At 37.1% G+C, this 24,910-nt stretch carries 41 protein-coding genes; 37 read left to right on the forward strand and 4 right to left on the reverse strand.

Features of this window, described 5'->3' with window-relative positions:
* On the forward strand, positions 1–248 hold a 248-nt coding region (locus tag GO621_RS08710; RefSeq protein WP_198170190.1), incomplete at its 5' end, for an aldo/keto reductase.
* Positions 249–380: 132 nt separating this feature from the next.
* Here GO621_RS08710 and GO621_RS08715 read toward each other — a convergent pair.
* The 3 genes from GO621_RS08715 to GO621_RS18790 form a co-directional block, all read right to left on the reverse strand.
* Positions 381–1,241, reverse strand: a complete 861-nt coding sequence (locus GO621_RS08715) for an OmpA/MotB family protein (RefSeq protein WP_157566110.1) — start codon at positions 1,239–1,241, stop codon at positions 381–383.
* 711 nt (positions 1,242–1,952) lie between these two features.
* Entirely contained in the window at positions 1,953–2,621 is a 669-nt protein-coding gene (locus tag GO621_RS18785; protein WP_198170191.1) for a hypothetical protein, read from the reverse strand.
* A 71-nt stretch (positions 2,622–2,692) separates the two neighbouring features.
* On the reverse strand, positions 2,693–2,995 hold the full coding sequence (locus GO621_RS18790; RefSeq protein WP_198170192.1) for a hypothetical protein: 303 nt from the start codon (positions 2,993–2,995) through the stop codon (positions 2,693–2,695).
* A 255-nt stretch (positions 2,996–3,250) separates the two neighbouring features.
* On the opposite strand from GO621_RS18790, the gene rpsL reads away from it, so the two are divergent.
* The 6 genes from rpsL (at position 3,251) to GO621_RS08750 (ending at position 7,351) form a co-directional block, all read left to right on the forward strand.
* On the forward strand, positions 3,251–3,679 hold the full coding sequence (gene rpsL, locus GO621_RS08725) for a 30S ribosomal protein S12 (RefSeq protein ID WP_157566112.1): 429 nt from the start codon (positions 3,251–3,253) through the stop codon (positions 3,677–3,679).
* Between the two features lie 20 nt (positions 3,680–3,699).
* The gene (gene rpsG, locus GO621_RS08730) at positions 3,700–4,167 is read left to right on the forward strand and encodes a 30S ribosomal protein S7 (protein WP_157566114.1); all 468 of its coding nucleotides are present in this window, start codon (positions 3,700–3,702) and stop codon (positions 4,165–4,167) included.
* Positions 4,168–4,266: 99 nt separating this feature from the next.
* Positions 4,267–6,369: an elongation factor G gene (fusA, locus tag GO621_RS08735; protein WP_157566116.1), complete on the forward strand. Its 2,103-nt coding sequence runs from the start codon at positions 4,267–4,269 to the stop codon at positions 6,367–6,369.
* A 90-nt stretch (positions 6,370–6,459) separates the two neighbouring features.
* Positions 6,460–6,765: a 30S ribosomal protein S10 gene (gene rpsJ, locus GO621_RS08740; protein WP_157566118.1), complete on the forward strand. Its 306-nt coding sequence runs from the start codon at positions 6,460–6,462 to the stop codon at positions 6,763–6,765.
* An 89-nt stretch (positions 6,766–6,854) separates the two neighbouring features.
* Positions 6,855–7,064: a hypothetical protein gene (locus GO621_RS08745; RefSeq protein WP_157566120.1), complete on the forward strand. Its 210-nt coding sequence runs from the start codon at positions 6,855–6,857 to the stop codon at positions 7,062–7,064.
* Positions 7,061–7,351, forward strand: a complete 291-nt coding sequence (locus tag GO621_RS08750) for a type II toxin-antitoxin system RelE/ParE family toxin (RefSeq protein WP_157566122.1) — start codon at positions 7,061–7,063, stop codon at positions 7,349–7,351. Before GO621_RS08745 ends, GO621_RS08750 begins: the two co-directional genes overlap by 4 nt.
* 48 nt (positions 7,352–7,399) lie before the next feature.
* On the opposite strand, the gene GO621_RS08755 is transcribed toward GO621_RS08750, so the two are convergent.
* Complete coding sequence (locus GO621_RS08755; protein ID WP_157566124.1) at positions 7,400–8,125, reverse strand: hypothetical protein; 726 nt, start codon at positions 8,123–8,125, stop codon at positions 7,400–7,402.
* A gap of 128 nt (positions 8,126–8,253) precedes the next feature.
* On the opposite strand from GO621_RS08755, the gene GO621_RS08760 reads away from it, so the two are divergent.
* The 30 genes from GO621_RS08760 to rplQ all read left to right on the forward strand — a co-directional run bounded on the left by GO621_RS08760 (position 8,254) and on the right by rplQ (position 24,687).
* The gene (locus GO621_RS08760) at positions 8,254–9,513 is read left to right on the forward strand and encodes a prephenate dehydrogenase (RefSeq protein ID WP_157566126.1); all 1,260 of its coding nucleotides are present in this window, start codon (positions 8,254–8,256) and stop codon (positions 9,511–9,513) included.
* 172 nt (positions 9,514–9,685) lie between these two features.
* A complete protein-coding gene (gene rplC, locus GO621_RS08765) occupies positions 9,686–10,303 on the forward strand; it encodes a 50S ribosomal protein L3 (RefSeq protein WP_157566128.1) in 618 nt (205 codons plus the stop codon).
* Positions 10,303–10,932 carry a 50S ribosomal protein L4 gene (gene rplD / locus GO621_RS08770; RefSeq protein WP_157566130.1) on the forward strand — a complete coding sequence of 210 codons (630 nt, stop codon included), beginning with the start codon at positions 10,303–10,305 and terminating at the stop codon, positions 10,930–10,932. Before rplC ends, rplD begins: the two co-directional genes overlap by 1 nt.
* 1 nt (position 10,933) lies before the next feature.
* A complete protein-coding gene (rplW, locus tag GO621_RS08775; RefSeq protein WP_157566132.1) occupies positions 10,934–11,227 on the forward strand; it encodes a 50S ribosomal protein L23 in 294 nt (97 codons plus the stop codon).
* 8 nt (positions 11,228–11,235) lie between these two features.
* Positions 11,236–12,060 carry a 50S ribosomal protein L2 gene (gene rplB / locus GO621_RS08780; RefSeq protein WP_157566134.1) on the forward strand — a complete coding sequence of 275 codons (825 nt, stop codon included), beginning with the start codon at positions 11,236–11,238 and terminating at the stop codon, positions 12,058–12,060.
* A complete protein-coding gene (gene rpsS / locus GO621_RS08785) occupies positions 12,060–12,326 on the forward strand; it encodes a 30S ribosomal protein S19 (RefSeq protein WP_157566136.1) in 267 nt (88 codons plus the stop codon). The genes rplB and rpsS overlap by 1 nt, the downstream gene beginning before the upstream one ends.
* A 6-nt stretch (positions 12,327–12,332) precedes the next feature.
* Complete coding sequence (gene rplV, locus GO621_RS08790; protein WP_157566138.1) at positions 12,333–12,761, forward strand: 50S ribosomal protein L22; 429 nt, start codon at positions 12,333–12,335, stop codon at positions 12,759–12,761.
* A 6-nt stretch (positions 12,762–12,767) separates the two neighbouring features.
* The gene (rpsC, locus tag GO621_RS08795; RefSeq protein ID WP_157566140.1) at positions 12,768–13,631 is read left to right on the forward strand and encodes a 30S ribosomal protein S3; all 864 of its coding nucleotides are present in this window, start codon (positions 12,768–12,770) and stop codon (positions 13,629–13,631) included.
* A 51-nt stretch (positions 13,632–13,682) separates the two neighbouring features.
* Positions 13,683–14,108, forward strand: a complete 426-nt coding sequence (rplP, locus tag GO621_RS08800; protein WP_157566142.1) for a 50S ribosomal protein L16 — start codon at positions 13,683–13,685, stop codon at positions 14,106–14,108.
* Between the two features lie 56 nt (positions 14,109–14,164).
* Positions 14,165–14,374, forward strand: a complete 210-nt coding sequence (rpmC, locus tag GO621_RS08805; RefSeq protein WP_157566144.1) for a 50S ribosomal protein L29 — start codon at positions 14,165–14,167, stop codon at positions 14,372–14,374.
* Positions 14,375–14,388: 14 nt separating this feature from the next.
* Positions 14,389–14,643: a 30S ribosomal protein S17 gene (gene rpsQ / locus GO621_RS08810; RefSeq protein WP_157566166.1), complete on the forward strand. Its 255-nt coding sequence runs from the start codon at positions 14,389–14,391 to the stop codon at positions 14,641–14,643.
* A complete protein-coding gene (rplN, locus tag GO621_RS08815; RefSeq protein ID WP_157566169.1) occupies positions 14,643–15,011 on the forward strand; it encodes a 50S ribosomal protein L14 in 369 nt (122 codons plus the stop codon). The genes rpsQ and rplN overlap by 1 nt, the downstream gene beginning before the upstream one ends.
* 1 nt (position 15,012) lies before the next feature.
* Complete coding sequence (gene rplX, locus GO621_RS08820; protein ID WP_157566171.1) at positions 15,013–15,354, forward strand: 50S ribosomal protein L24; 342 nt, start codon at positions 15,013–15,015, stop codon at positions 15,352–15,354.
* A complete protein-coding gene (gene rplE / locus GO621_RS08825; protein WP_157566173.1) occupies positions 15,354–15,917 on the forward strand; it encodes a 50S ribosomal protein L5 in 564 nt (187 codons plus the stop codon). Before rplX ends, rplE begins: the two co-directional genes overlap by 1 nt.
* Positions 15,917–16,186, forward strand: a complete 270-nt coding sequence (gene rpsN / locus GO621_RS08830; protein ID WP_157566175.1) for a 30S ribosomal protein S14 — start codon at positions 15,917–15,919, stop codon at positions 16,184–16,186. The genes rplE and rpsN overlap by 1 nt, the downstream gene beginning before the upstream one ends.
* A 127-nt stretch (positions 16,187–16,313) precedes the next feature.
* Entirely contained in the window at positions 16,314–16,712 is a 399-nt protein-coding gene (gene rpsH / locus GO621_RS08835; protein WP_157566177.1) for a 30S ribosomal protein S8, read from the forward strand.
* A gap of 15 nt (positions 16,713–16,727) precedes the next feature.
* Positions 16,728–17,285 carry a 50S ribosomal protein L6 gene (rplF, locus tag GO621_RS08840; protein WP_157566179.1) on the forward strand — a complete coding sequence of 186 codons (558 nt, stop codon included), beginning with the start codon at positions 16,728–16,730 and terminating at the stop codon, positions 17,283–17,285.
* A gap of 5 nt (positions 17,286–17,290) precedes the next feature.
* The gene (gene rplR / locus GO621_RS08845) at positions 17,291–17,641 is read left to right on the forward strand and encodes a 50S ribosomal protein L18 (RefSeq protein ID WP_157566181.1); all 351 of its coding nucleotides are present in this window, start codon (positions 17,291–17,293) and stop codon (positions 17,639–17,641) included.
* 12 nt (positions 17,642–17,653) lie between these two features.
* Positions 17,654–18,172, forward strand: coding sequence for a 30S ribosomal protein S5 (gene rpsE, locus GO621_RS08850; protein WP_157566182.1), 519 nt, complete (start codon positions 17,654–17,656; stop codon positions 18,170–18,172).
* Between the two features lie 4 nt (positions 18,173–18,176).
* The gene (rpmD, locus tag GO621_RS08855; RefSeq protein ID WP_157566183.1) at positions 18,177–18,356 is read left to right on the forward strand and encodes a 50S ribosomal protein L30; all 180 of its coding nucleotides are present in this window, start codon (positions 18,177–18,179) and stop codon (positions 18,354–18,356) included.
* A 4-nt stretch (positions 18,357–18,360) separates the two neighbouring features.
* Complete coding sequence (rplO, locus tag GO621_RS08860; RefSeq protein WP_157566184.1) at positions 18,361–18,807, forward strand: 50S ribosomal protein L15; 447 nt, start codon at positions 18,361–18,363, stop codon at positions 18,805–18,807.
* 6 nt (positions 18,808–18,813) lie between these two features.
* Positions 18,814–20,157 carry a preprotein translocase subunit SecY gene (secY, locus tag GO621_RS08865; protein WP_157566185.1) on the forward strand — a complete coding sequence of 448 codons (1,344 nt, stop codon included), beginning with the start codon at positions 18,814–18,816 and terminating at the stop codon, positions 20,155–20,157.
* A 19-nt stretch (positions 20,158–20,176) separates the two neighbouring features.
* The gene (map, locus tag GO621_RS08870; RefSeq protein ID WP_157566186.1) at positions 20,177–20,968 is read left to right on the forward strand and encodes a type I methionyl aminopeptidase; all 792 of its coding nucleotides are present in this window, start codon (positions 20,177–20,179) and stop codon (positions 20,966–20,968) included.
* A gap of 62 nt (positions 20,969–21,030) precedes the next feature.
* On the forward strand, positions 21,031–21,249 hold the full coding sequence (gene infA / locus GO621_RS08875) for a translation initiation factor IF-1 (RefSeq protein ID WP_013665023.1): 219 nt from the start codon (positions 21,031–21,033) through the stop codon (positions 21,247–21,249).
* Between the two features lie 6 nt (positions 21,250–21,255).
* On the forward strand, positions 21,256–21,372 hold the full coding sequence (gene rpmJ / locus GO621_RS08880) for a 50S ribosomal protein L36 (RefSeq protein WP_096350152.1): 117 nt from the start codon (positions 21,256–21,258) through the stop codon (positions 21,370–21,372).
* A gap of 67 nt (positions 21,373–21,439) precedes the next feature.
* Entirely contained in the window at positions 21,440–21,817 is a 378-nt protein-coding gene (gene rpsM / locus GO621_RS08885) for a 30S ribosomal protein S13 (RefSeq protein WP_157566187.1), read from the forward strand.
* Positions 21,818–21,884: 67 nt separating this feature from the next.
* On the forward strand, positions 21,885–22,274 hold the full coding sequence (gene rpsK / locus GO621_RS08890; protein ID WP_157566188.1) for a 30S ribosomal protein S11: 390 nt from the start codon (positions 21,885–21,887) through the stop codon (positions 22,272–22,274).
* 62 nt (positions 22,275–22,336) lie between these two features.
* Positions 22,337–22,945: a 30S ribosomal protein S4 gene (gene rpsD, locus GO621_RS08895; protein ID WP_157566189.1), complete on the forward strand. Its 609-nt coding sequence runs from the start codon at positions 22,337–22,339 to the stop codon at positions 22,943–22,945.
* 86 nt (positions 22,946–23,031) lie between these two features.
* The gene (locus GO621_RS08900) at positions 23,032–24,024 is read left to right on the forward strand and encodes a DNA-directed RNA polymerase subunit alpha (protein ID WP_157566190.1); all 993 of its coding nucleotides are present in this window, start codon (positions 23,032–23,034) and stop codon (positions 24,022–24,024) included.
* A 105-nt stretch (positions 24,025–24,129) separates the two neighbouring features.
* The gene (rplQ, locus tag GO621_RS08905; RefSeq protein WP_157566191.1) at positions 24,130–24,687 is read left to right on the forward strand and encodes a 50S ribosomal protein L17; all 558 of its coding nucleotides are present in this window, start codon (positions 24,130–24,132) and stop codon (positions 24,685–24,687) included.
* Positions 24,688–24,910 lie beyond the last annotated feature (223 nt).

Genomic DNA, 24,910 nt, shown 5'->3' on the forward strand with positions numbered 1-24,910 from the left:
AAAAAAATGAAATTCCGCTCGTTCCTTATTTTTCTTTACTGAATTCGATGTCTAAAAAAGATAACCGCATTGCTGAAATTGCTCAAAAATATCAGGCAACTGAAGCACAAATTAATTTAGCCTGGCTGCTGCACCGTTCGCCCTGGATTTTACCAATTCCCGGAACTTCATCCTTAAAACATTTTGAAGAAAATTTAAAAGCTGCTGATATCAAACTGACAGAAGAAGACATGAAGTTTTTGGAATAACTGAAGTTGGATAAGCTGTTGTTTTAGAAGTTTCAACTAATTTAAAAACCGCATTAAATTTATATAAAAGCAAGAGGCTGCCTTAATTAAGGCAGCCTCTTGCTTTTACGTACTGTTTTTAAGGGGTCTTTTTTATGATTTCTTTTCAGGTGCTTTTCCAATTAAATCCATAAACTGATCGAGTTTAGGTGTGATGATAATTTGCGTGCGCCTGTTTTTAATTTTACCAGCTTCGGTACTGTTATCGGCAATTGGATTATACTCGCCTCGTCCTCCTACTGTTAAACGTTTAGGATCTACGTGGTAATTATTTTGTAAAGCCTGAACTACAGACGATGCCCGCAAAGCACTTAAATCCCAATTGTTGCGGATGTTTTTCTGAGAAATAGGCACGTTATCGGTGTTGCCTTCAATCAATACATCATAATTGCTATAATCTGTAATAATCTTGGCAACTTTGCTTAACGTTTCTCCCGCTTTATCCGAAATTTCATAACTGCCGGATTTGTATAACATATTATCCGAAAGCGAAATATAAACAACGCCTTTCAGCACCTGTACGTCAACATCTTTCATTTCCTGCTGACTTAAGGAACGGGTTAAATTGTTGGTTAAAACCATATTTAAAGAATCGCTTTTGTTTTTGGCATTTACCAGTTGCTGAATGTATCTGTTCGAACTGTTAATCTCATCCACCAATTTAGAAATATTAACATTGCCCTGGCTGCTTGAATTCAAAGCTTTTGTTAATGCATCTTGTAACGATTTTGAATTTGATCTTTCAGAAGCTAACTGCTCTTCCAAACTTGCAACACGATTGGTTAGTACTGCCACGTTTCGCTCGCTTAACAGGTACTTTCCGTTGAGGTTCCGTGTGTTACTGTCTAATTGATTGTACCTGCTTTGCAGGTCCTGGTATTTTTTGGTGCTGACACAGCTTTGTGCCATTACTGCGGTTAAAAGCAGTACCGGCATTAGTTTTTGAAATTTCATAGGCTTAATAATTTAGGTTTAAATATTAGACTGATTTTTAACTAATCAAGCTGTATAAAGTTTGATACGTTATTAAAGTTAATGTGTTAGCTATTTGTTCAACAACTTTTTCAAGCTTCCTTTATCAATCTAAAACAAGAACTGGCTGGTTTTAGGAAGAAAATTTATGTTGAAAGTAAACAAAATAATAAATATTTTTAGCATTTACAGTTACTAAATTATGCTAAGTTCTATAAATAATTCTCGTTTGTTTCATCCGAGTCAAAGTTTTCTAATTGGTTGGATAATGCCTGTGCAATTTTTAGTTTAAGCTCTTCACTATAGTCTTTTTCATATATAATTGAAGTAATTATTTCATGTAGTAAATTTTAATTGATGAAGTCTGCTGCTACATAAACAGCAAAGTTTTCCATTTCCAGTAAGAATCGAGTTGTGCAATATAACAATCCATTTAACTCAAGAAAATAACTTGTTAAAACGATGGAAGAACGTTTATTACCATCCGTAAAAGCATGGTTTTATTTATTGAGTAGCATAAGTACGTAGCCTTATCTTCAATATTTGGATAATACCAATCGTTTTTGATATGTTCTAATACACTTTCAAGTAAACCAACATTGTTAGTACCATGCCTACCACCGCTATTTTCAATAATGAAATCATGCTCTTTAATTGCATATCGTAAATTAAAGTAGAGGAATTTGAGTTGCATTATTTATCCTTTAGTCTGATAAAGACATCCATATTTTCTTTTAGCCTTTCCTCCAAAGATTTGCTTTTTTCGCCCAAGAATTTATCAAAGTCCTCTTGGCTTACTTCAGAAATGTAATCCTTAAGTTGCTCATGCAATGCATCTCTAAAAGCCATGTCACGACTGGCCATTAAACTTCTGGCTTTTTCTTTTAAAGGTTTAAATGCCATTTCGGTTAAGTTTTCAAACTCCTTAAATAACTGGTTTGCTTCAGATAATTTTAATTTTTCGCCTTTTTTATTAAAAGCTTTTTTTAAAAAGTCAGAAAACCCATTTTCATAAGCAGAAATTAAATCTAGGACTTCTGAATACATAGTAGATCGAACACTTTCCTTACTGCTTAATTTAAGTATTTGCCTGTATTCTTTCGCCTTTTCTCTAAATATACTTAAATAGATTTTATCTGTCAATTGGGAATATTTGAAACCGTTTTCGCTTATATAGTTATCTAAAGCATTGGTAAACTCCTGCCTATAATTAAATTCTCTTAAAGCTGACGGAACATATGATTCCTCTCTTTGATTAATGTATTTTGTTGTTCCTCCAAGTTTTGTATTTAAAACGTCAATTACAATATCCAAAATAGCACTTCTAACGTCTTTAGCTTTGTCTGAACCTTGTAATAGCATAGCAACGTTTAAAAATGCTTTAAATGTAAAAACGTTTAGACTTGTTGCACGGGCTCCTACTATTTCATCCTCTATCTCAACTGAAGGACATTAATGTCCTTCAGTTGAGATAGAGGATCTTTAAATTGTTTTAATTTTGTTCCTGTAAATAATTCGTGCCCGCTCTGGTCAAGTTCATCTCGATATGTTTCCAACAATCGGTTTATAGTTCGAATATCTACTTGGAAAAAATAAGCTATTTGCTGTTTTGTGTAACGATATTTACGTTCAAATAAAACTCCACTAAAATCTAACACTTCATATAGCTCTTGTAAGGCTACATTATTATTTAGAATATTTTTACGATCAAGGGATGAGTTGGAAAGATCTTTCATATAAAGTATAAGCATTATGGACGGGCTTATCTACAAATTTATCATTTAGTTACAGGTTGTCCTGCAATTTGTTAAGATTCATTATTTTTATTTTGTTGAAATAATAATAAATAAAAGGAAGTAGGATAAGATATACAATACTTCTTTTACCACCCAAAATTCTTTTCTGCCAACCACTTGATAATCAAAATTAAACTTACTACTTTTGCAGTCCTTTTAATATAAGGAAAATACTGTAAACATTTAAAAGCAAAAATGCCTACTATTCAGCAATTAGTTAGAAAAGGTAGAGTAGCTCTGGAGGATAAGAGTAAATCCCCGGCGTTGGACAGTTGTCCACAGCGAAGAGGCGTGTGCACCCGTGTGTACACCACTACCCCTAAAAAACCAAACTCAGCCATGCGTAAAGTTGCCCGTGTCCGTTTAACCAACGGCAAAGAGGTAAATGCGTATATCCCCGGCGAAGGCCACAATTTACAGGAACACTCCATCGTTTTGATCCGTGGTGGCCGTGTAAAAGATTTACCAGGCGTTCGTTACCACATTATCCGTGGTGCATTGGATACTTCAGGTGTTGCAGGCCGTAACCAGCGTCGTTCTAAATACGGAACGAAACGCCCTAAACCAGGTCAAGCAGCTGCTCCGGCAGGAAAAGGCGCTCCGGCAAAAGGTAAAAAGAAATAATTGAAGGAGGATAGTTAGCAATGAGAAAGTCAAAACCAAAAAAGAGAATCATCCTTCCTGATCCAAAGTTCAATGATACTTTGGTTACCAGGTTTGTAAATAACATGATGTATGACGGTAAAAAATCTACCGCTTATACTATTTTTTATGATGCGGTTGAACTGGTAGAAAAAAGAACAAGCGAAAGCGGTTTGGATACCTGGAAAAAAGCATTGAACAATGTAATGCCAGCAGTTGAAGTTAAATCCCGCCGTGTGGGTGGCGCTAATTTCCAGGTACCTACAGAAGTCCGTCCTGAACGTAAAATTGCTTTGGGCATGAAATGGCTGATCAGCTATTCCCGTAAACGTGGTGAAAAAACCATGATGGAGAAGCTGGCAGGCGAAATTATTTCTGCTGCAAAAGGCGAAGGCTCCGCAGTGAAAAAGAAAGAAGATACGCATAAAATGGCTGAAGCTAACAAAGCGTTCTCCCATTTCCGTTTCTAATTTAGATTACATAGATTGATAGAAGAATACACCGATTGTTTGCTTTAGAATAATCGGTGTAATCATTTATAAAATCAGAGAAATCAAACAAAAAAGAAAATGTCAAGAGATCTAAAATATACAAGAAACATTGGTATTGCCGCTCACATTGATGCTGGTAAAACCACTACTACAGAGCGTATTCTGTATTATTCTGGTGTTAGCCACAAAATCGGTGAAGTGCACGAAGGTGCTGCAACGATGGACTGGATGGCACAAGAGCAGGAGCGTGGTATCACCATTACTTCGGCTGCTACTACGGTTGACTGGAAGTACAGAGGACAAACCTATCACATCAATATTATTGATACACCTGGGCACGTAGATTTTACCGTTGAGGTAAATCGCTCTTTACGTGTGTTAGATGGTTTGGTTTTCTTGTTTTCTGCTGTTGATGGTGTTGAACCGCAATCTGAAACTAACTGGAGATTGGCTAATAACTATAACGTAGCCCGTATCGGTTTCGTTAATAAAATGGACCGTTCCGGTGCCGACTTTTTGAAAGTGGTTAAGCAGGTAAAAACAATGTTAGGCAGCAACGCTGTACCATTGCAATTGCCTATTGGTGCTGAAGAAAACTTTAAAGGTGTTATCGATTTAATCAACTTTCGTGGTATTGTTTGGAATGAGCATGATAAAGGGATGACCTTTACTGAAGTTCCTATTCCGGAAGATATGATCGAAGAAGCAACTGAGTGGAGAGAGAAATTGCTCGAATCGGTAGCGGAATACGATGAAAGCCTGATGGAGAAATTTTTCGATGCTCCTGATACCATTACAGAACGCGAAGTTTTAGATGCTTTACGTCAGGCTGTTTTAGATGCTAAAATCGTTCCGATGGTTTGCGGTTCATCTTTCAAAAATAAAGGTGTACAAACGATGTTGGATTACGTGATGGAATTATTGCCTTCACCAATGGACGTAGAAGGTATTATTGGTACAAACCCGGAAACTGGCGAAGAAGTATTGCGTAAACCAGATGTAAAAGAACCGTTCGCAGCATTAGCTTTTAAAATTGCAACAGATCCTTTTGTTGGCCGTTTGTGCTTTATCCGCGTTTACTCTGGTAATCTGGAAGCGGGTTCTTATGTGCATAACATGCGTTCTGATAATAAAGAACGTATTTCCCGTATTTTCCAAATGCACGCAAACAAGCAAAATCCTATTCCAAACGTTGGAGCGGGTGATATTGCTGCGGTAGTCGGTTTTAAGGATATTAAAACTGGTGATACGCTTTGTGATGAGAAACATCCGATTATTCTGGAATCAATGAATTTCCCTGAACCAGTTATCGGTTTAGCTATCGAGCCTAAAACACAGGCAGACGTAGATAAATTAGGTATGGCTTTAGGTAAATTAGCTGAAGAAGATCCAACTTTTCGTGTAAATACAGATGAAGAAACCGGCCAGACCGTAATTTCAGGTATGGGCGAGCTTCACCTGGACATTATCATGGACCGTTTAAAACGTGAGTTTAAAGTAGAGGTTAATCAGGGAGCGCCGCAAGTTGCTTACAAAGAAGCCATTACTGGTACAACTCAACATCGCGAAACATACAAGAAACAAACTGGTGGCCGTGGTAAATTTGCTGATATTCAAATCATTATTTCTCCAAATGATGAAGGTAAAACAGGTTTACAGTTTGTAAATGAAATTTCCGGTGGTTCTATTCCACGCGAATTTATTCCATCCGTAGAAAAAGGATTTGCTGCTGCAATGGCAAACGGTGTATTGGCCGGTTATCCTTTGCAGGATATGAAAGTTCGTTTAATTGACGGATCCTTCCACGCAGTCGATTCAGATGCTTTATCTTTTGAAATCTGTGCACGTTCTGCTTATCGCGAAGCATTGCCAAAATGTAAACCGGTATTGATGGAGCCAATCATGAAGATTGAAATCCTCACTCCTGAGGAAAACATGGGTGATGTTATTGGTGATATGAACCGTCGTCGTGGCCAGTTGTTAGGTATGGATTCACGTGCAGGTGCACAAGTAATCAAAGCTACTGTTCCATTGTCAGAAATGTTTGGTTACGTAACGCAATTGCGTACTATCACTTCAGGCCGTGCAACTTCTACCATGGAGTTTGATCACTACGAACCAGCTCCTCGTAACGTTCAGGATGAAGTAATTGCCAAATCAAAAGGTAAAGTACACGCATAATTTTAGGTGCTAAAAGAAGCATCGATATAAATAATTATTTATCGTATCACTGTAACTAATAGCTCTTACGGTGATACTTAAACAAAACACATGAGCCAAAGAATCAGAATCAAACTAAAATCTTACGATTACAACTTAGTAGATAAATCTGCCGAGAAAATCGTAAAAACTGTAAAGCCGACTGGTGCTGTAGTTAGCGGACCACTTCCTTTACCAACTGAAAAAAGAATTTTTACAGTTTTACGTTCACCGCATGTAAACAAAAAAGCACGCGAGCAATTCCAATTATGCTCTTACAAACGTTTACTTGATATTTACAGTTCAAACTCTAAAACAGTTGATGCTTTGATGAAACTGGAATTACCAAGTGGTGTTGAAGTAGAAATCAAAGTTTAGTGATAACAAAAGAAACTTAAAAGTAAAAGGCCATCTTAATATTAAGACGGCCTTTTACTTTTTATATGGATTTTAATATATTTGTTTTAATGGAAACTTATATCGTTTATCCCACTAAAGAACAGGAAAAAGTTGTAATAGATTTTTTTAAGTCTTTAGATATCCCATTTGAAAAAAAAGAAGAAACGATATTGCCAAAGCATGTTTTAGAAGGGATTAAGAAAGGACAGGAAGATATAAAAGCTGGCCGCATAGTATCATTAGAAGAATTTAAGAAAAACTTGTCTGTTTCTGAATGACAGAATTAATGATTGTTTTTTCTGAAGAATCAATTGTTACCTTCCAAGCTATACAAGCACAGATTGTGTTTAGGTTTGGACAAAATGAAGCCGAAAAATTTGAAAGAAGAGTGCTTAAAACGCTAAATCAGATATCAAAATTTCCAGCAGGTTTTGAATTGGTAGATCAAAGTTCTGAAGTACGTAAAGGCTTTATACATAAAAATTGTTCTGTGTTCTACCAGGTCAAAAATTCACAAATTGAGATCTTATTTTTTTGGGACAACAGGCAAAAACCAATGCTATAATACTTAAAAAAATGCTGCACCAATTTTTACCCGGTAAAAGAAGCATCATCAATATTCCGGGTTCCCTGTAATTTCTTCCAGTTTATTTCGAACCGTTTGTAAATCGCGCGACAGCTTTTTCTCTTTATCGTTGGCTTTGGTTTTGTAACCTTTGTATTCTTCCTCCAAATCATTATAAAGTTTGGTACGGTAATGTGCTTCGCGCCGTGCACTTGTCGATAAAAAAATAACTGTAGCAGCTAAAGCACCTAACACAATAACCAATCCCCACATAATGGTATTATAAGTAGTTTTTGCTACAGGCATTCCCAAAAAGTTAATGCTGTTAACCTGTGCAGTAGTAGCATTTAAACTTTCTTCTTTGCTGTTCACATCACTTTGCATAGCAGCCATGCTTTTAGTTTGTGCAGCTAATTTACTATGGATAGCAGCTAAAGCGATTCGCTGGGTGCGTAAAGTATCCTGCATGCTTCTGTAAAATGCAGTAATCATGGGCTGCTGGTAATGATAAACTTTGCTTAATATAAACTGGTACTGGCCGTTCAAACTTTTATCGGTACTAACAGCAATAGGCGTAGTGGCAGATGGTTTTAAAGGATAAGCCAAATTAGTTTGCGCAGGGTTAACCTTTGCCGGATTAACGGTAGCTTGTTTAGGCTTAGTAGTTTGCCGCGCCCTTGCCCCTGTTTTTACAGTATCTTGCCCGTAACCAATTGAAAAAAAAGTAGATAACAGAACTACCTGCAATAAACGGAATGCTGTTTTTAGTTGCATAAAAGAAGCTTTAGTTTGATAATCAAATTTAGATTTGCTGCTGCCAGTATAATAAAAATATTTGGTTGATTGCAAGCGAATATAGCATATCGTGTTTGAAATAGTACAATCATAATTAACTTAGCCGCATGATTATCGGAATTATTGGTTTAGGCGACATGGGTAAACTTTATGCAAAAGCTTTTGCACAGAAAGGTTTAGAAGTTTACGGAAGCGATTTGCCCCAGAATTATGAAAGGCTTTGCGAAGAATTAAACCCATACCAGATTAAAGTTTTTTTAGATGGGAGAGAAACTGCCCAGAACAGCGACCTGCTTATATTTTCTGTAGAAACCGATAAAATCAAAGATGTTGTAGCCCGTTTTGGCCCTTATGCAAAACCTGGTGCTATTGTAGCCGGGCAAACATCAGTTAAACATCCGGAAATTGCTGCTTTTGAAGAGTTTTTACCTGCTGATGTAAATATCATTACCATTCATGCTTTGCACGGACCAGGTTTTGTGCCTAAAGGACAAAAATTAGCAGTTATTCCTCATCGTTGTAATCAAAAAACGTATCAGCAAATGCTGGAGGTTTTGCAATTGCTGGAAACAGATCTGGTAGAAATGGAGGATTACCATCAGCATGATAAGATTGTTGCAGATACCCAGGCAGTAACACATGTTGGTTTTGAAAGTATGGGAACAGCATGTGCTACAGCTGGCTTTTATCCCTGGGAAAGTGCAGCTTATATCGGGGGGATTGATAATGTGAAAATTTTGATTATGCTTCGTATTTTCAGTTATAAAGCACATGTTTATGCTGGTATGGCTATCCTAAATCCTTATGCAAAGCAGCAGGTAAAACAATATGCCGTTTCTGAATCGGAATTATTTAAGCTAATGATCCAGGAAGATGAAAAGGAGCTCCGAAAACGTTTGTATGAAGCAAGGGATTTTGTGTTTCACGAAAGCCAGACACCAATTTTGCTGGATGATGAAGTTATGAGGGAGTTTTCATTATCGGCAAATTCCAAATTACGCAAACCTAATTCGCACCTCAGCATTTTAAGCATGGTAGATGCCTGGAATAAATTGCAGGTAAACCCTTATGATAATTTAATTTGCCAGACTCCACCATTTCGGTTACGATTAGGAATAGCAGAATATTTATTTAAAAATGAAGATTTACTGGAAGAATCTATCGAAACCGCTCTATACGATAAATCGATTCGTGGTGATGACCTGGAATTTCATTCTGCTGTAAGAGACTGGTGTACAATTATAAATTATGGTGACATTGATGGATATAAACTGCATTTTAATCATACCCAAAGTTTTTTTAAAGATCGATTGGAACGTGGCCGGCAACTAAGTGCAGAATTAATCCGGCGGTTAACGGCAGAGTAGATTTACATGCTGTTTTTATCGCCTGAAAAATAGTTGCAAAATCTTGTAAAAATATTTCTATAACTGTTTGATAATTAATCAAACATTCCTATCTTTGCCGTCCCGAAAAGGGAAAGTATGTCTTGAACGAAGCCCTACTGCTTCGATGGACTAAAATAACTTAATTAAGAAAATGTCAGGAATTATTGGTAAAAAAGTAGGAATGACCAGCATTTTCGATGAAACAGGGAAAAACATTCCTTGTACCGTAATCGAAGCTGGCCCCTGTGTGGTTACACAGGTTAAGTCTGTAGAAACAGACGGATATGCTGCTGTTCAGCTGGCATACGACGAAAAGAAAGAAAAAAACACTTCCGGTCCTTTAAAAGGCCATTTTTCTAAAGCGGGGACTACCCCAAAGAAAAAGCTGGTTGAATTCACAACTTTCGAAGATCAAAAATCATTGGGTGACACGGTTACTGTTGAGCTTTTTGCAGCCGGAGACTTTGTAGATGTTGTAGGAACATCAAAAGGTAAAGGTTTTCAAGGGGTTGTAAAACGTCATGGTTTTGGTGGCGTTGGTATGCAAACGCACGGCCAGCACAATCGGTTAAGGGCTCCTGGTTCTTTGGGCGCTTCTTCATGGCCTTCCCGTGTATTTAAGGGTATGCGTATGGCGGGGCAAACTGGCAACAGCCGTGTGAAAGTTCAAAACCTGGAAGTTTTAAGGGTTTATAATGAACAAAATTTATTGGTGGTAAAAGGTTCTATACCTGGTGCTAAAGGTTCATTTGTAATTATCGACAAGTAATGGAAGTAGTTGTATTAAATGTTTCAGGACAAGAAACTGGTGCCCGGGTGCAGCTTCCTGATTCGGTATTTGGCGTTGAACCTAATGATCATGCCATCTATTTAGATGTAAAACAATACCTGGCTAACCAACGTCAGGGAACACATAAATCAAAACAGCGTAACGAAATTGCTGGCTCTACCCGCAAGTTGCATAAACAAAAAGGAACAGGCGGTGCCCGTGCCGGTAGTGTAAAATCTCCTTTGTTTAATGGTGGTGGACGTGTATTTGGCCCGCAACCACGCGATTACAGTTTTAAGCTGAATAAAAAATTAAAGTCATTAGCGCGCAGGTCTGCTTTGTCTTACAAGGCAATTGATAACCATATTGTGGTGCTGGAGGATTTCAATTTTGATTCTATCAAAACCAAAAACTATATTAATTTAGTTTCCGGTTTAAATTTTGCTGATGAGAAAACTTTATTGGTTCTTCCTGCAGCAAACAATAACATTTATTTATCAAGCAGAAATATCAAAAAAGCAAAAGTAATTACTGCCGATCAATTGAGTACGTATGACATACTTAATGCCGGAAGACTTTTGTTAACTGCTAGTTCTGTTAAAACTTTGGAGGAAGCATTAGCTAAGTAATATGGAAATTCTAAAAAAACCCTTACTTACAGAAAAAGTAACTCTGTTAACAGAAAAATTAAACCGTTATGGTTTCATCGTAGACCCTAAAGCAAATAAAATACAGATAAAAGGAGCAATTGAGGCTATGTATGGCGTTAATGTTATATCTGTAAATACTATGCGGTATGCAGGTAAATTGAAAAGTCGTAATACTAAAGCAGGTTCTGTTTCTGGCAGGCCTTCTAAATACAAAAAAGCTATTATTACTTTGAAAGATGGTGAAACGATTGATTTTTACAGTAATAATATCTAATTAAGAAAATGGCAGTTAAAAGATTTAAACCGGTTACACCTGGTACCCGTTTCAGAGTTGGAGGCGATTATTCGGATATTACTACTAATGTTCCTGAAAAATCACTGGTTGTTTCTCATAAAAAATCAGGTGGTAGAAACCATTCTGGTAAAATGACTATCAGAAACGTTGGTGGCGGACACAAAAAGTCTTATAGGTTAATTGATTTCAAACGTAATAAATTTGATATTCCGGCTACTGTAGCTACTATCGAATATGATCCAAACAGATCAGCGCGTATTATATTGCTGAATTATGTTGACGGTGAAAAAAGATATATGCTTGCGCCGGAAGGCATTCAGGTTGGACAAACAGTTCTTTCAGGAGATGCAGTTCCACCAGAAGTTGGCAATACCTTACCTTTAAAAAGTATCCCTCTTGGTTCTATCATTCATAATATTGAAATGAATCCTGGTCAGGGTGGTATAATTGCAAGATCAGCAGGAACATATGCACAACTATCTGCACGCGACGGCAAATATGCAATTATCAAATTGCCTTCAGGAGAAACCAGAATGATCTTAGCTACTTGTTTAGCTACTATTGGCACAGTTTCTAACTCTGAGAAAGCAAATGAGGTTTTAGGAAAAGCTGGCCGTAAACGTTGGTTAGGCCGTCGCCCAAGAGTTCGTGGTGTAGCCATGAACCCGGTTGATCACCCTATGGGTGGTGGTGAAGGCAGGGCTTCCGGAGGCCACCCCCGTTCAAGAAAAGGTTTATTAGCTAAAGGCTTTAAAACCCGTGATAAAAAGAAATCGTCTGATCGTTACATCATCGAAAGAAAGAAAAAATAATGGCACGTTCAATTAAAAAAGGACCATATATTGATCATAACCTGGAAAGAAAAGTTCTGTCCCTGAATGATTCAAACAAAAAATCAGTAGTAAAAACCTGGTCACGCCGCTCCATGATTTCTCCGGATTTCGTTGGTCATACATTTGCGGTACATAACGGAAATAAATTTATTCCGGTTTATGTTACAGAAAACATGGTTGGACATAAGTTAGGGGAATTTTCTCCGACACGTACATTCAGAGGTCACTCTGAAAAGAAAAAATAACCGGTAATGGAAGCAACAATAAAAATTAAAAAGTCTGTATTAATCAGGCAGCGCAAAGAGCAAGATAAAGCTCAGCAAGGCGGAGCTTCTGCTGCTAAGTTACAAAATTGTCCAACCTCACCACGTAAAATGCGTTTGGTAATTGATCTGATCAGAGGAGAAAATGTAGAAAAAGCTTTGTACATTTTAAAATATACCAATAAAGAAGCAGCGATCAGGGTTGAGAAACTATTGTTATCTGCTATCAAAAACTGGGAGTTAAAAAACGAAGGTAAACGTGTAGAAGACAGTGCTCTTTTTGTAAAGGAAATATCTGTGGGTGGTGGCCGTCAATTAAAAAGATTGCGCCCTGCCCCTCAGGGCAGAGGTTACCGGATCAGAAAACGTTCTAACCATGTAACTTTAATAGTAGATTCTAAAAATGATAACATATAATTTGTAATGGGACAAAAAGCACATCCAATAGGTAACAGGTTAGGGATCATCAGAGGATGGGATTCTAACTGGTTCGGTGGCAATAATTACTCCGACAAATTAGTGGAAGATGAAAAAATACGTAAATATCTTTCTGTACGTATTGCTAAAGGCGGCGTAGCCAAAGTAGTAATTGAGCGTACTTTAAAGCGTATTACGGTAACGATTCACACTGCTCGTCCAGGTATCGTAATTGGTAAAGGCGGACAAGAAGTTGACAAGATCAAAGAAGAGCTTAAAAAACTGACTAAAAAGGATATTCAAATCAATATTTTTGAGATTAAGCGTCCTGAACTTGATGCCCAGTTAGTAGCAGAAGGTGTAGCCAAACAGTTAGAAGCACGTATCTCTTTCCGTAGGGCAATGAAAACTACTATCGCTTCGACCATGAGAATGGGAGCAGAAGGTATCAAGATCATGTGTTCGGGCCGTTTAGGTGGTGCTGAAATGGCGCGTACCGAGCAATATAAAGAAGGAAGAGTTCCTTTGCATACTTTCCGTGCTGACATTGATTATGCTTTGGCTGAAGCTTTAACTACTTACGGAAAAATAGGTGTTAAAGTATGGATTTGCAAGGGCGAAGTTTACGGAAAGCGTGACCTTTCTCCAAATATTGGTGCTAACACCGGTGTTAATAATAAAGGTGCAAGGCCGGAAGGTGCTCCTGCTTATGGCGACCGTGGTGGCGACAGAAGAAATGCAGGTGGCGGTGGCGATCGCAGAAATAACAATGACAGAAGATCTGGCGGAGGAAATAACAGCAACCCAAGAGGTGGTGGTAATAACTCTAACCAGAGAGGCGGCGGTTCACCTGGCGCAAAAAGAAGATAATCAAATTCAAAACGACACAAAAGTTTTGTATCACAGTAAAAGTTTAAAGTAATGCTACAGCCCAAAAGAACGAAATTTAGAAAAATGCAAAAAGGCAGAATGAAAGGCCTCGCAACACGCGGTGCAGAACTTTCATTCGGTTCATTCGGCATCAAGTCTTTGGAGCCTGCCTGGATAACAAGCCGCCAGATCGAATCTGCCCGTATTGCTGTCACCCGTTTTATGAAACGTGAAGGACAAGTATGGATCCGGATTTTTCCAGATAAACCTGTAACCAAAAAACCTGCAGAAGTACGTATGGGTAAAGGTAAAGGTGCTCCCGAATATTGGGTAGCCGTGGTTAATCCGGGGAGGATCATTTTTGAAGCAGAAGGTGTATCCCTGGAAACTGCAAAAGAGGCAATGCGCTTGGCAGCTCAGAAATTACCAGTACAAACAAAGTTTGTGGTAAGAAGAGACTACGTAGAAGCAGAATAATTAATTAACAAATTGAATCCTGAAAGCACAGGCTCTTCAAGCGAAATAAAAACAAGATGAAGAATTCAGAAATTTTAGAACTGTCAACAGAAGAACTTTCTGCAAGATTAGCAGAAGAGAAAGCTAGCCTGACTAAATTAAAATTTGCGCACACAGTTTCTGCTATTGAAAATCCTTCCCGTATTGCAAAAATCAAGAAAGATATAGCTCGTTTAAATACTGAAATTACTAAACGCAAGACGGTACCGGCTTCTGAAACAATTTAATTAGTAGAATTAAAATGGAAAGAAATTTAAGAAAAACAAGAACAGGATTGGTTGTATCCAACAAGATGGATAAATCTATCGTTGTTTCCGTTGAGCGTAAGGTGAAACACCCTATTTATGGTAAGTTCGTAAAGAAAACGACTAAGTTCATGGCTCATGACGAAGCAAATACTTGCGGTATAGGAGACACGGTTACCATTATGGAAACCCGCCCTCTTAGCAAGAACAAAAATTGGAGATTAGTTCAAATTGTAGAAAAAGCTAAGTAATGGTACAGCAGGAATCAAGATTAAATGTAGCTGATAACAGCGGAGCCAAAGAAGTACTTGTAATTCGGGTATTAGGTGGCACTGGTAAAAGATATGCTTCTTTAGGCGATAAAATTGTTGTAACTGTAAAAAGCGCTTTGCCATCAGGTAACGTAAAAAAAGGTACAGTTTCTAAAGCAGTTGTAGTTAGGACCAGTAAAGAAGTTAGAAGAAAAGACGGTTCTTATATTCGTTTCGATGATAATGCTGCTGTTCTTCTGAATAATCAGGATGAGCCGAGGGGAACCCGTATTTTTGGCCCTGTTGCCAGAGAACTTCGGGAAAAACAATTCATGAAGATTGTATCATTAGCACCAGAAGTATTATAAGATGGAAAAGAAAAGTAATTCCCAGATCAAATTTAAACTCCGTAAAGGTGATCTGGTAAAAGTAATAGCAGGTGATTCAAAAGGATCTCAGGGTAAAATTACTGAGGTTTTATTGAGTGAGAGCAGGGCTTTGGTAGAAGGTGCCAATATGGTTACCAAACATACTAAACCTAATGCTGCAAACCCTAACGGAGGAATAATTAAAAAAGAAGCACCTATCCATATATCTAATCTTGCTTTGATCGACCCTAAAACAGGTAACAGTACGCGTGTAGGAAAAAAGAGGGATGAAAATGGTAAAATGGTCAGGGTAGCTAAAAAATCTGGGGAGGAAATTAAATAATGGCTTACGTACCAAGATTAAAAGCACAATATAAAGACGATATCCGCACTGCACTTAAGGATAAATTTCAGTACAAAAGTGTGATGCAGGTTCCAAAACTGGAAAAAATTGCCATCAACCAGGGTGTTGGTGCTGCTACCACTGATAAGAAATTAATTGAAACAGCTATAGCAGAACTGAGTACCATTACTGGCCAACAAGCAGTATCGTCCAAATCAAAAAAAGATATTTCCAATTTCAAATTACGTAAAGGTATGCCGGTTGGCGTACGTGTAACATTACGTGATAACTATATGTATGAATTTTTGGATCGTTTAATTTCCGTAGCTTTGCCACGTATCCGCGATTTCAAAGGTATCAATGATAAAGGTTTTGATGGAAAAGGTAATTATACTTTAGGTATTACCGAGCAAATTATTTTTCCGGAAATCAATATTGATAAGATCAATAAGATCATGGGTATGGATATAACTTTCGTTACTTCTGCAAAAAATGATGTAGAGGCATTAGAACTTTTGAAATCATTTGGATTACCGTTTAAAAATCAAAATAACCAACAATAATGGCTAAAGAAGGTGTAAAGGCGCGTGACGTTAAACGTGCAAAGGCTGTTGCTAAATATGCTGAAAAAAGAGCTGAGTTGAAAGCTGCCGGTGATTATGTTGCATTAGATAAATTACCTAAAAATGCTTCTCCTGTTCGTCAGCACAACCGTTGCAAATTAACTGGTCGTCCAAGAGGTTATATGCGTCAGTTTGGTATTTCAAGGGTAACTTTCCGTGAAATGGCATTAGCCGGTAAAATTCCGGGTGTAAAAAAAGCAAGCTGGTAACATCCCTGCTATTATAACAGCAGAATCGTTATCTTTGCATGCTTCTTTTACGGCATAAAAAATTGAATTGATAACAGGTCGGCAGGAAAGCCCTGCCAGATACCACTATCATAATTAATAAAATAAAATGAATACAGATCCAATTGCAGATTATCTTACCAGGGTAAGAAATGCAATCAAGGCAAACCATCGTATTGTCGAAATTCCTGCCTCTAACCTGAAAAAAGAAATTACAAAAGTTCTTTTTGATAAAGGCTATATCGCTAATTATAAATTTGAGGATACTGCGCCTCAAGGAATTATCAAAGTAGCTTTAAAATACAATCCGGTTACTAAAATTTCCGCTATCCGTAATTTATCGCGTATCAGCAGGCCCGGATTGAGAAGATATGCCGGTGTTGAAAATATGCCCAGGGTATTAAATGGTTTAGGCATTGCTATATTGTCAACTTCTAAAGGTGTAATGACTGATAAAGAAGCCAAAGTGAACAATATTGGCGGTGAGGTTTTATGTTACGTTTATTAATCGGAGGAATCAATCATGTCTAGAATAGGAAAAGCACCTGTTGCGTTACCGGCTAACGTAACAATTTCTGTATCAGAAGATAATCTGGTTACTGTTAAAGGTCCTAAAGGATCATTAGCCCAGCAAGTAGATAGCGATATTACGATTGAGCAAGAAGGCGGACAAATTATTGTTAAACGCCCTTCTGAACAAAAACGTCATAAAGCTTTACACGGCTTATATCGTTCTTTAGTTAATAATATGGTTATCGGTGTAACCGAAGGTTATAAATTAGAGCAAGAATTAGTTGGCGTTGGTTACAGGGCTACAAATACAGGTAATACTTTAGATTTAGTTTTAGGTTATTCTCACCATTATGTATTTGAGTTACCAAAAGAAATTAAAGTTACTACTACTGCTGAAAAAGGTAAAAACCCTACGATCATCCTTGAATCTATCGACAAGCAGTTATTGGGTCAGGTTGCAGCAAAAATTCGTTCACTAAGGGCACCAGAACCATACAAAGGTAAAGGTATCAAGTTTGTAGGTGAACAATTAAGAAGAAAAGCAGGTAAATCTGCATCTAAAAAATAACTGTCATGTTAGGTAAATTATCAAGAAGACAAAGAATAAAAAAAGGGATCAGAAAACATTTATCTGGTTCTTCAGAACGCCCACGCTTATCTGTTTTTAGAAGCAACAAGGGTATATACGCACAAGTTATTGATGACTTGTCTGGAAAAACATTGGTTTCTGCTTCCTCTTTATCAAAAGAGTTTACGGCCGAAGGATCTAAATCAGATCAATCAGTTGCTGTTGGAAAATTGGTAGCAGAAAAAGCAATTGCTGCAGGTATCAAAGAAGTTGTTTTTGACCGTAATGGTTATTTATACCATGGCAGGATCAAATCTTTAGCAGAAGGTGCACGTGAAGGTGGTTTAATATTTTAATTCAATCAGCAAATGTCAACTATAAATATAAAAAGAGTTAAATCAAGCGAGATTGAATTAAAAGATCGCCTGGTTAGTATCCAACGTGTTGCCAAAGTAACCAAAGGCGGACGTACATTCAGTTTTTCGGCTATTGTTGTCGTTGGAGATGAAAATGGTGTTGTAGGATATGGTTTAGGCAAAGCAAAAGAAGTAACAGAAGCAATTGCTAAAGGAATTGACGATGCTAAAAAGAACTTGGTTAAAGTTCCTATTATTAACGGCTCAATTCCTCATGAACAAATTGGAAAGTTCTCCGGAGGTTTTGTATTTATTAAACCGGCTGCAGTTGGTACTGGTGTAATTGCCGGTGGTGCAATGCGTGCTGTATTGGAATCAGCAGGTGTGCATAATGTATTGGCAAAATCAAAAGGTTCTTCCAATCCGCATAACGTGGTAAAAGCTACTGTTTCTGCTTTATCACAGTTACGTGATGCTTATACTATAGCACAGCAACGTGGAATCGAATTAGGAAAAGTTTTTAACGGTTAATACAATGGCTAAGATTAAAATTACACAAGTAAAAAGCGTTATCGACAGAAGTGAACGCCAAAAACTAACAATGAAGGCTTTAGGTTTAAGAAAAATCAGCCAGAGTGTAGAAGTTGAAGCTAATGATGCTATAGTTGGTATGGTTAGGAGCGTAAATCATTTGGTAGCCGTAGAAAATATTTAATATCATGAATTTAAGTAATTTAAAACCTGCAACAGGCTCTACTAAAACAAGAAAACGTATAGGTAGAGGTACAGGTTCTGGTCGCGGTGGAACTTCAACACGCGGACATAAAGGTGCTGGCTCTCGTTCTGGTACTTCATCAAAGGTAGGTTTTGAAGGTGGACAGATGCCACTGCAACGACGTGTACCTAAGGTTGGGTTTAAAAACCCTAATCGTAAAGAATATGTAGGTGTAAACCTTGATGTTCTTCAGGAACTGGTAGAAAAATTTAATTTATCTGCTATTGATTTTGATGCATTAAAAACGCACGGCCTTGTTTCAAGAAATGATCTTGTTAAAATTATGGGTCGTGGAGAGCTTAAAGCTAAATTAGAAGTAAAAGCACATGCCTTTACAGAAACTGCACAAAAAGCAATAGAAGCAGCAGGCGGATCGACTGTTAAGTTATAAATTTCAATGAAGAAATTCTTTAATACTTTATCCAATATTTGGAAAATTGATGATCTAAGAGTGCGTATTATAAACACACTCTTATTTCTTTTAATATACCGCATCGGATCTTTTATTGCTATTCCGGGGGTTGATGCCAATGCAATTGATTCCCAAAAAACAAGGGAAGGTATTTTAGGCTTATTGAATATGTTTGCAGGAGGGTCTTTTTCAAGATCGTCCATTTTTGCATTAGGCGTAATGCCTTACATTTCTGCCTCTATTGTTATGCAATTGTTAGGAATCGCTGTTCCTTACTTTCAAAAATTACAAAAAGAGGGAGAAAGTGGCAGAAACAAGATTAATCAATGGACACGTTATCTAACCATTCTGATTACTGCTTTGCAGGCAATTGGATATGTTAAATCACAAATTCCGGCTGAAGCTAAATTGTTTGCAGAACCTTTATTTACAATTTCATCAATTTTTGTATTAACTGCAGGAACGTTATTTGTAATGTGGCTGGGTGAAAAAATTACGGATAAAGGGATTGGCAATGGTATTTCTTTAATTATTATGGTTGGTATCATCGCGCAGCTTCCATTTGGCATCTTCTCTGAGTTTACCTCAAGAATAAGTGGAAATGGTGGGCCAATTGCTTTCTTAATAGAAATAGTAGCCTTAGTAGCTGTAGTGATGTTTACTATTTTAATTGTTCAGGGAACCAGGAAAATTGCTGTTCAATACGCAAAACGTATTGTTGGTAACAAACAATACGGAGGTGTTAGGCAATATATCCCATTAAAAGTTACCGCTGCAGGTGTAATGCCTATCATTTTTGCCCAGGCTTTAATGTTTATTCCCGCCACCGTAGCATCATTTTTTCCAAATGCTGCATCAAATGGATTTTTAATGGCTGTTTCAGATTATACTTCTTTTACGCATAATTTAATTTTTGCCATTCTGATAATCTTGTTTACTTATTTTTATACTGCTATTACGGTTAATCCAAACCAAATGGCGGATGATATGAAAAAGAACCAGGGTTTTATCCCTGGCGTTAAACCCGGTGCAACTACTTCCGAATATATTGATGCTGTTATTTCAAGAATAACTTTACCAGGATCTATTTTTCTTGCAATCGTAGCTATTATTCCTGCAATTGCATCAAAACTTGGTGTTAACAGCCAGTTCTCGAGGTTTTTTGGAGGTACGTCATTAATTATTTTAGTGGGTGTAGTTTTAGATACTTTGCAGCAAATAGAAAGCCATTTATTAATGCGCCATTACGATGGATTAATGAAGACAGGACGTATTAAAGGACGTACTGCAATCCCGGTTGCTGCAGGTACTACGCCTCCGGCTATTTAATGATGTAAGAGGTTGGGGAATGTCTAAGATTAATTACAGGACGCAAGAAGAGATTGAACTAATCAGATTAAGTTGTCAATTAGTTTCTAAAACACTGGCCGAGGTTGCAAAAAGGATTGGACCCGGAGTAAAAACAATTGAACTGAATAATGTTGCAGAAACATTTATCCGAGATAACGGCGGTGTTCCTGCATTTCTTAATTATAACGGTTTTCCTTATTCTTTGTGTATTTCTTTAAATAATCAAGTTGTGCACGGTTTTCCGGGAAAATATGAATTAGTTCCTGGCGATCTTGTTTCTATAGATTGTGGAGTAGTAATGAACAAATTTTATGGTGATTCTGCTTATACTTTTTCTGTAGGAGAACCAAAGGAAGATGTAAAGTTACTAATGCAGGTTACACAGGAATGCCTTCAATTAGGGGTAGAAAAGGCGGTATCAGGAATGAGGGTTGGCGATGTTGGATATGCCGTACAGGAACACGCAGAGAAGTTTCGATTTGGAGTTGTTAAAGAGCTTGTTGGCCATGGAGTAGGTACTAAGCTTCATGAAAAGCCCGAAGTACCAAATTATGGTAAAAAAGGATCGGGCATTAAGTTAGAAGAAGGAATGGTAATTGCTATCGAACCTATGATTAATGCCGGACGTGCTGGTGTAAAGTTTTGGGATGATGGATGGACAGTTTCAACTTCCGACGGTAAACCATCTGCTCATTATGAACATACAGTTGCTATAAGAAAGGGTAAGGCAGATATTTTAACTACCTTTGATTACGTTGAAAAAGTTTTAAAAGAAAAAATTAATAATTAAAAAAAATTGTTAATTTTGCATCCCGCTTCAAAAATAGACAATGAAGTAGAAATCAACAAAATATGGCTAAACAAGCCTCGATTGAACAAGACGGTGTAATAAAAGAAGCATTATCAAATGCTATGTTTCGTGTTGAATTAGAGAATGGACACGAAATAATTGCTCATATTTCTGGTAAAATGCGAATGCATTATATTAAAATTTTACCTGGAGACAGAGTGAAATTAGAAATGAGCCCTTATGATTTAACAAAAGGTAGGATTACTTACAGATATAAATAAAATAAGATGAAAGTTAGAGCATCTATTAAAAAGCGTAGCGTTGATTGTAAAATCATCCGCCGTAAAGGAAAACTTTACGTTATTAACAAGAAAAACCCTAAGTATAAACAACGTCAGGGATAAATGATGCTAAATTAAGGATGAATGTTTAACATTTATCTCTTTTAAAAAGCTACTTATATAGAAAAATATGGCAAGGATTGCAGGTATTGATTTACCAAGAAACAAAAGGGGCGAAATTGGCTTAACCTATATTTTCGGAATAGGAAGATCTACCGCTCAGAATATTTTAACTCAAGCAGGAATTGACTTTAATACTAAAGTTCAGGACTGGTCTGATGAACAGCTTACTGCTATTCGTGGAATCATTAATGATCAGATTAAGGTTGAAGGTTCTTTACGTTCTGAAGTTCAATTAAATATTAAACGTTTAATGGATATTGGTTCTTATCGTGGGACCCGTCACCGTAAAGGGTTGCCTTTAAGAGGACAACGTACTAAAAACAATTCACGTACCCGTAAAGGAAAACGCAAAACTGTTGCTAACAAGAAAAAAGTTACCAAGTAAGTAATAAATCATTGCTAACAGCTTTTTATTGTGAAATTATATAAGCTGTTAATCATCAAATAACCAAATGGCTAAAGCTAAAAAAGTTACCAAAAAGCGTATTGTTGTTGTTGAGCCTACCGGCCAGGCACATATCAATGCTACTTTTAACAACATTATTGTTACGCTAACTAACAATAACGGACAAGCAATTTCCTGGTCATCCGCAGGAAAAATGGGATTTAAAGGTTCTAAGAAAAATACCCCTTATGCTGCAGGACAGGCTGCTTCAGATTGTGCTAAAACAGCACATGATTTAGGCTTGCGTAAAGTAGAAGTGTTCGTTAAAGGACCTGGCGCTGGCCGTGAATCCGCTATCCGTACTTTACAAACAGCAGGTATCGAGGTAACTACTATTAAAGATATTACACCAATGCCTCACAATGGATGTCGTCCGTCCAAAAGAAGAAGAGTTTAATTAATCGGTTTTAAAGCTAAGATTCAGTAGGATTTTAATACTGATACTTTAAAAAAACAAAAATGGCAAGATACACCGGACCAAAGTCCAAAATTGCAAGAAGATTCAGAGAACCTATTTTTGGTCCTGACAAAGCATTAGAAAAAAAGAATTATCCTCCTGGCATGCATGGAACCTCTAAAAGAAGAGGTAAGCAATCTGAGTATGCAGTTCAGTTGATGGAAAAACAAAAAGTTAAATACACTTATGGTGTATTAGAACGCCAGTTTGAAAACTTGTTCCATACAGCATCTGCTAAACAAGGGATCACAGGCGAAACACTTTTAAAATTATTAGAAGCACGTTTAGATAACGCTGTTTTTCGTTTAGGCATCGCTCCAACCCGTTCTGCCGCACGTCAATTAGTTAGCCATAAACACATTACGGTTAACAATGAAGTTGTTAATATCCCTTCATACTCTTTAAGGGCAGGCGATGTTATAGCTGTTCGTGAAAAATCTAAATCTTTGGAAGCGATTACCAATACAGTTGCCGGAAGAAGGATCAACAAGTTTAGCTGGTTAGAATGGGACCCAAATAATCTTTCAGGTAAATTCCTGAACTACCCTAACCGTGATGAAATTCCTGAAAATATAAAGGAAAATTTGATCGTCGAGTTATACTCTAAATAATAATAGTATTAAAATGTATATAACCGGCAATCTGCCGGTTTTTACGTTTTCAATTTTAATCACATTAACATAACTAATAGTATATAATGGCCATATTAGCATTTCAAAAACCGGATAAGGTGATCATGCAAAAATCAAATGATTCTGACGGTACGTTTGAATTTCGTCCTTTAGAACCAGGTTTTGGCATCACTATCGGTAATGCTTTACGTCGTATTTTGCTTTCTTCATTAGAAGGTTATGCAATTACTTCTGTTCGTTTTTCTGGAGTTACCCATGAATTTTCTACGATGAAAGGAGTAGTTGAAGATGTTACCGAAATTATTCTGAACCTTAAACAAGTACGTTTCAAAAAAACCGGAGATTCTGGTGATGCTGAAAAGATCTTTGTTATTGTAAACGGTCAGGATAGCTTTAAAGCAGGAGATATCTCCAAGTTTTCTAATAACTTTACTGTTCTGAACCCTGAGCTGGTTATCTGTAACATGGATTCATCTGTAACACTGGAAATTGAATTTACAGTGGCCAAAGGAAGAGGCTATGTACCAAGCGAAGAAAATAAAAATGCGGATGCTGTAGTAGGCGTTATTGCAGTAGATTCTATTTTTACCCCAATCAAAAATGTAAAATACGTTATCGAAAATTACCGTGTTGAGCAGAAAACAGATTACGAGAAATTAGTTTTAGATATTGCAACAGACGGTTCTATCCATCCGGAAGATGCCTTAAAAGAAGCTGCAAAAATCCTGATCCAGCACTTTATGTTGTTCTCTGACGAGAACATGATGCTGGAAGCACAAACTAAAGAAGAAACTAAAGAAGTTGATGAAGAAATTTTGCACATGCGCAAAATTTTGAAAACAGAATTAGTCGACCTTGACCTTTCTGTAAGAGCTTTAAATTGTTTAAAAGCTGCTGACATTCGCACTTTAGCAGAATTAGTTTCTTATGATGTTGCTGATATGTTAAAATTCAGAAACTTTGGTAAGAAATCATTAACAGAAATTCAGGATTTGGTTAAATCAAAAGGTTTGTCTTTTGGTATGAACCTTTCCAAATACAAATTAGACGAAGAGTAAAACCGAAGCCTGAAAAGGAACGGATTAGATTAATCCATTGGCATAATTCCGAGAGCTGAAAATTTAAATTGCTCAACGGTATGCACGTGCAAAACAAATAAAACAATGAGACACGGAAGAAAAGTAAACCATTTAGGCCGCACAGACAGCCATCGCAAAGCGATGCTTGCAAACATGGCTTCTTCGCTTATTTTACACAAGCGCATTACTACAACATTAGCAAAAGCAAAAGCTTTGCGCATGTATGTTGAGCCTTTAATCACCAAATCTAAAAACGATACTACGCATTCCCGTCGTACTGTTTTTAGCTACTTAAAAGATAAAGAAACTTTAACTATCCTTTTTCGTGAGGTTGCTGAGAAAGTTGCAACACGCCCGGGAGGTTACACGCGTATTGTAAAATTAGAAAACCGTTTAGGTGATAATGCTGAAATGGCAATTATTGAACTGGTAGATTACAATACAGTTTATGTTAAAGGCGCTCCTGCTGCCGAGAAAAAATCAACCCGTCGCCGTGGTTCTGGCCGTGGTAACAAAGCCGATGGTAATGTTAACGCTGCTGAAGGTGGTATTGATTCTCCTGTAGACCAGGCTACACCTGCAACACCAATTCCTGATTCTGCATCAGCAGGCGAAGAATTGGCACCGGGTGAAGAATTGTAAATAAAATTGTCCTGATTATAGGATAGAAGAAGCTCTGGTTTTTATCAGGGCTTTTTTTATGTGGTAAAAGAAGCATGCTTCTTTTACCACATAAAAATTGAAGCAGGCAGGTAATAATTACATATCAGAATAAAATTTATGACAGGATGTCATTTAAAAATTCCTCTAATTAGTTAAGAAGAAAATAAAACCTGTCAGCTAACACTTAAAATCTATAATTATA

Source organism: Mucilaginibacter arboris (genome assembly GCF_009754915.1).
Taxonomy (GTDB): domain Bacteria; phylum Bacteroidota; class Bacteroidia; order Sphingobacteriales; family Sphingobacteriaceae; genus Mucilaginibacter_A; species Mucilaginibacter_A arboris.

Coding starts and splice junctions, on each gene's coding strand:
- GO621_RS08715 (WP_157566110.1), bottom strand. CDS start 1,241: ATGAAATTTCAAAAACTAATGCCGGTACTGCTTTTAACCGCAGTAATG.
- GO621_RS18785 (WP_198170191.1), bottom strand. CDS start 2,621: ATGCTATTACAAGGTTCAGACAAAGCTAAAGACGTTAGAAGTGCTATT.
- GO621_RS18790 (WP_198170192.1), bottom strand. CDS start 2,995: ATGAAAGATCTTTCCAACTCATCCCTTGATCGTAAAAATATTCTAAAT.
- rpsL (WP_157566112.1), top strand. CDS start 3,251: ATGCCTACTATTCAGCAATTAGTTAGAAAAGGTAGAGTAGCTCTGGAG.
- rpsG (WP_157566114.1), top strand. CDS start 3,700: ATGAGAAAGTCAAAACCAAAAAAGAGAATCATCCTTCCTGATCCAAAG.
- fusA (WP_157566116.1), top strand. CDS start 4,267: ATGTCAAGAGATCTAAAATATACAAGAAACATTGGTATTGCCGCTCAC.
- rpsJ (WP_157566118.1), top strand. CDS start 6,460: ATGAGCCAAAGAATCAGAATCAAACTAAAATCTTACGATTACAACTTA.
- GO621_RS08745 (WP_157566120.1), top strand. CDS start 6,855: ATGGAAACTTATATCGTTTATCCCACTAAAGAACAGGAAAAAGTTGTA.
- GO621_RS08750 (WP_157566122.1), top strand. CDS start 7,061: ATGACAGAATTAATGATTGTTTTTTCTGAAGAATCAATTGTTACCTTC.
- GO621_RS08755 (WP_157566124.1), bottom strand. CDS start 8,125: ATGCAACTAAAAACAGCATTCCGTTTATTGCAGGTAGTTCTGTTATCT.
- GO621_RS08760 (WP_157566126.1), top strand. CDS start 8,254: ATGATTATCGGAATTATTGGTTTAGGCGACATGGGTAAACTTTATGCA.
- rplC (WP_157566128.1), top strand. CDS start 9,686: ATGTCAGGAATTATTGGTAAAAAAGTAGGAATGACCAGCATTTTCGAT.
- rplD (WP_157566130.1), top strand. CDS start 10,303: ATGGAAGTAGTTGTATTAAATGTTTCAGGACAAGAAACTGGTGCCCGG.
- rplW (WP_157566132.1), top strand. CDS start 10,934: ATGGAAATTCTAAAAAAACCCTTACTTACAGAAAAAGTAACTCTGTTA.
- rplB (WP_157566134.1), top strand. CDS start 11,236: ATGGCAGTTAAAAGATTTAAACCGGTTACACCTGGTACCCGTTTCAGA.
- rpsS (WP_157566136.1), top strand. CDS start 12,060: ATGGCACGTTCAATTAAAAAAGGACCATATATTGATCATAACCTGGAA.
- rplV (WP_157566138.1), top strand. CDS start 12,333: ATGGAAGCAACAATAAAAATTAAAAAGTCTGTATTAATCAGGCAGCGC.
- rpsC (WP_157566140.1), top strand. CDS start 12,768: ATGGGACAAAAAGCACATCCAATAGGTAACAGGTTAGGGATCATCAGA.
- rplP (WP_157566142.1), top strand. CDS start 13,683: ATGCTACAGCCCAAAAGAACGAAATTTAGAAAAATGCAAAAAGGCAGA.
- rpmC (WP_157566144.1), top strand. CDS start 14,165: ATGAAGAATTCAGAAATTTTAGAACTGTCAACAGAAGAACTTTCTGCA.
- rpsQ (WP_157566166.1), top strand. CDS start 14,389: ATGGAAAGAAATTTAAGAAAAACAAGAACAGGATTGGTTGTATCCAAC.
- rplN (WP_157566169.1), top strand. CDS start 14,643: ATGGTACAGCAGGAATCAAGATTAAATGTAGCTGATAACAGCGGAGCC.
- rplX (WP_157566171.1), top strand. CDS start 15,013: ATGGAAAAGAAAAGTAATTCCCAGATCAAATTTAAACTCCGTAAAGGT.
- rplE (WP_157566173.1), top strand. CDS start 15,354: ATGGCTTACGTACCAAGATTAAAAGCACAATATAAAGACGATATCCGC.
- rpsN (WP_157566175.1), top strand. CDS start 15,917: ATGGCTAAAGAAGGTGTAAAGGCGCGTGACGTTAAACGTGCAAAGGCT.
- rpsH (WP_157566177.1), top strand. CDS start 16,314: ATGAATACAGATCCAATTGCAGATTATCTTACCAGGGTAAGAAATGCA.
- rplF (WP_157566179.1), top strand. CDS start 16,728: ATGTCTAGAATAGGAAAAGCACCTGTTGCGTTACCGGCTAACGTAACA.
- rplR (WP_157566181.1), top strand. CDS start 17,291: ATGTTAGGTAAATTATCAAGAAGACAAAGAATAAAAAAAGGGATCAGA.
- rpsE (WP_157566182.1), top strand. CDS start 17,654: ATGTCAACTATAAATATAAAAAGAGTTAAATCAAGCGAGATTGAATTA.
- rpmD (WP_157566183.1), top strand. CDS start 18,177: ATGGCTAAGATTAAAATTACACAAGTAAAAAGCGTTATCGACAGAAGT.
- rplO (WP_157566184.1), top strand. CDS start 18,361: ATGAATTTAAGTAATTTAAAACCTGCAACAGGCTCTACTAAAACAAGA.
- secY (WP_157566185.1), top strand. CDS start 18,814: ATGAAGAAATTCTTTAATACTTTATCCAATATTTGGAAAATTGATGAT.
- map (WP_157566186.1), top strand. CDS start 20,177: ATGTCTAAGATTAATTACAGGACGCAAGAAGAGATTGAACTAATCAGA.
- infA (WP_013665023.1), top strand. CDS start 21,031: ATGGCTAAACAAGCCTCGATTGAACAAGACGGTGTAATAAAAGAAGCA.
- rpmJ (WP_096350152.1), top strand. CDS start 21,256: ATGAAAGTTAGAGCATCTATTAAAAAGCGTAGCGTTGATTGTAAAATC.
- rpsM (WP_157566187.1), top strand. CDS start 21,440: ATGGCAAGGATTGCAGGTATTGATTTACCAAGAAACAAAAGGGGCGAA.
- rpsK (WP_157566188.1), top strand. CDS start 21,885: ATGGCTAAAGCTAAAAAAGTTACCAAAAAGCGTATTGTTGTTGTTGAG.
- rpsD (WP_157566189.1), top strand. CDS start 22,337: ATGGCAAGATACACCGGACCAAAGTCCAAAATTGCAAGAAGATTCAGA.
- GO621_RS08900 (WP_157566190.1), top strand. CDS start 23,032: ATGGCCATATTAGCATTTCAAAAACCGGATAAGGTGATCATGCAAAAA.
- rplQ (WP_157566191.1), top strand. CDS start 24,130: ATGAGACACGGAAGAAAAGTAAACCATTTAGGCCGCACAGACAGCCAT.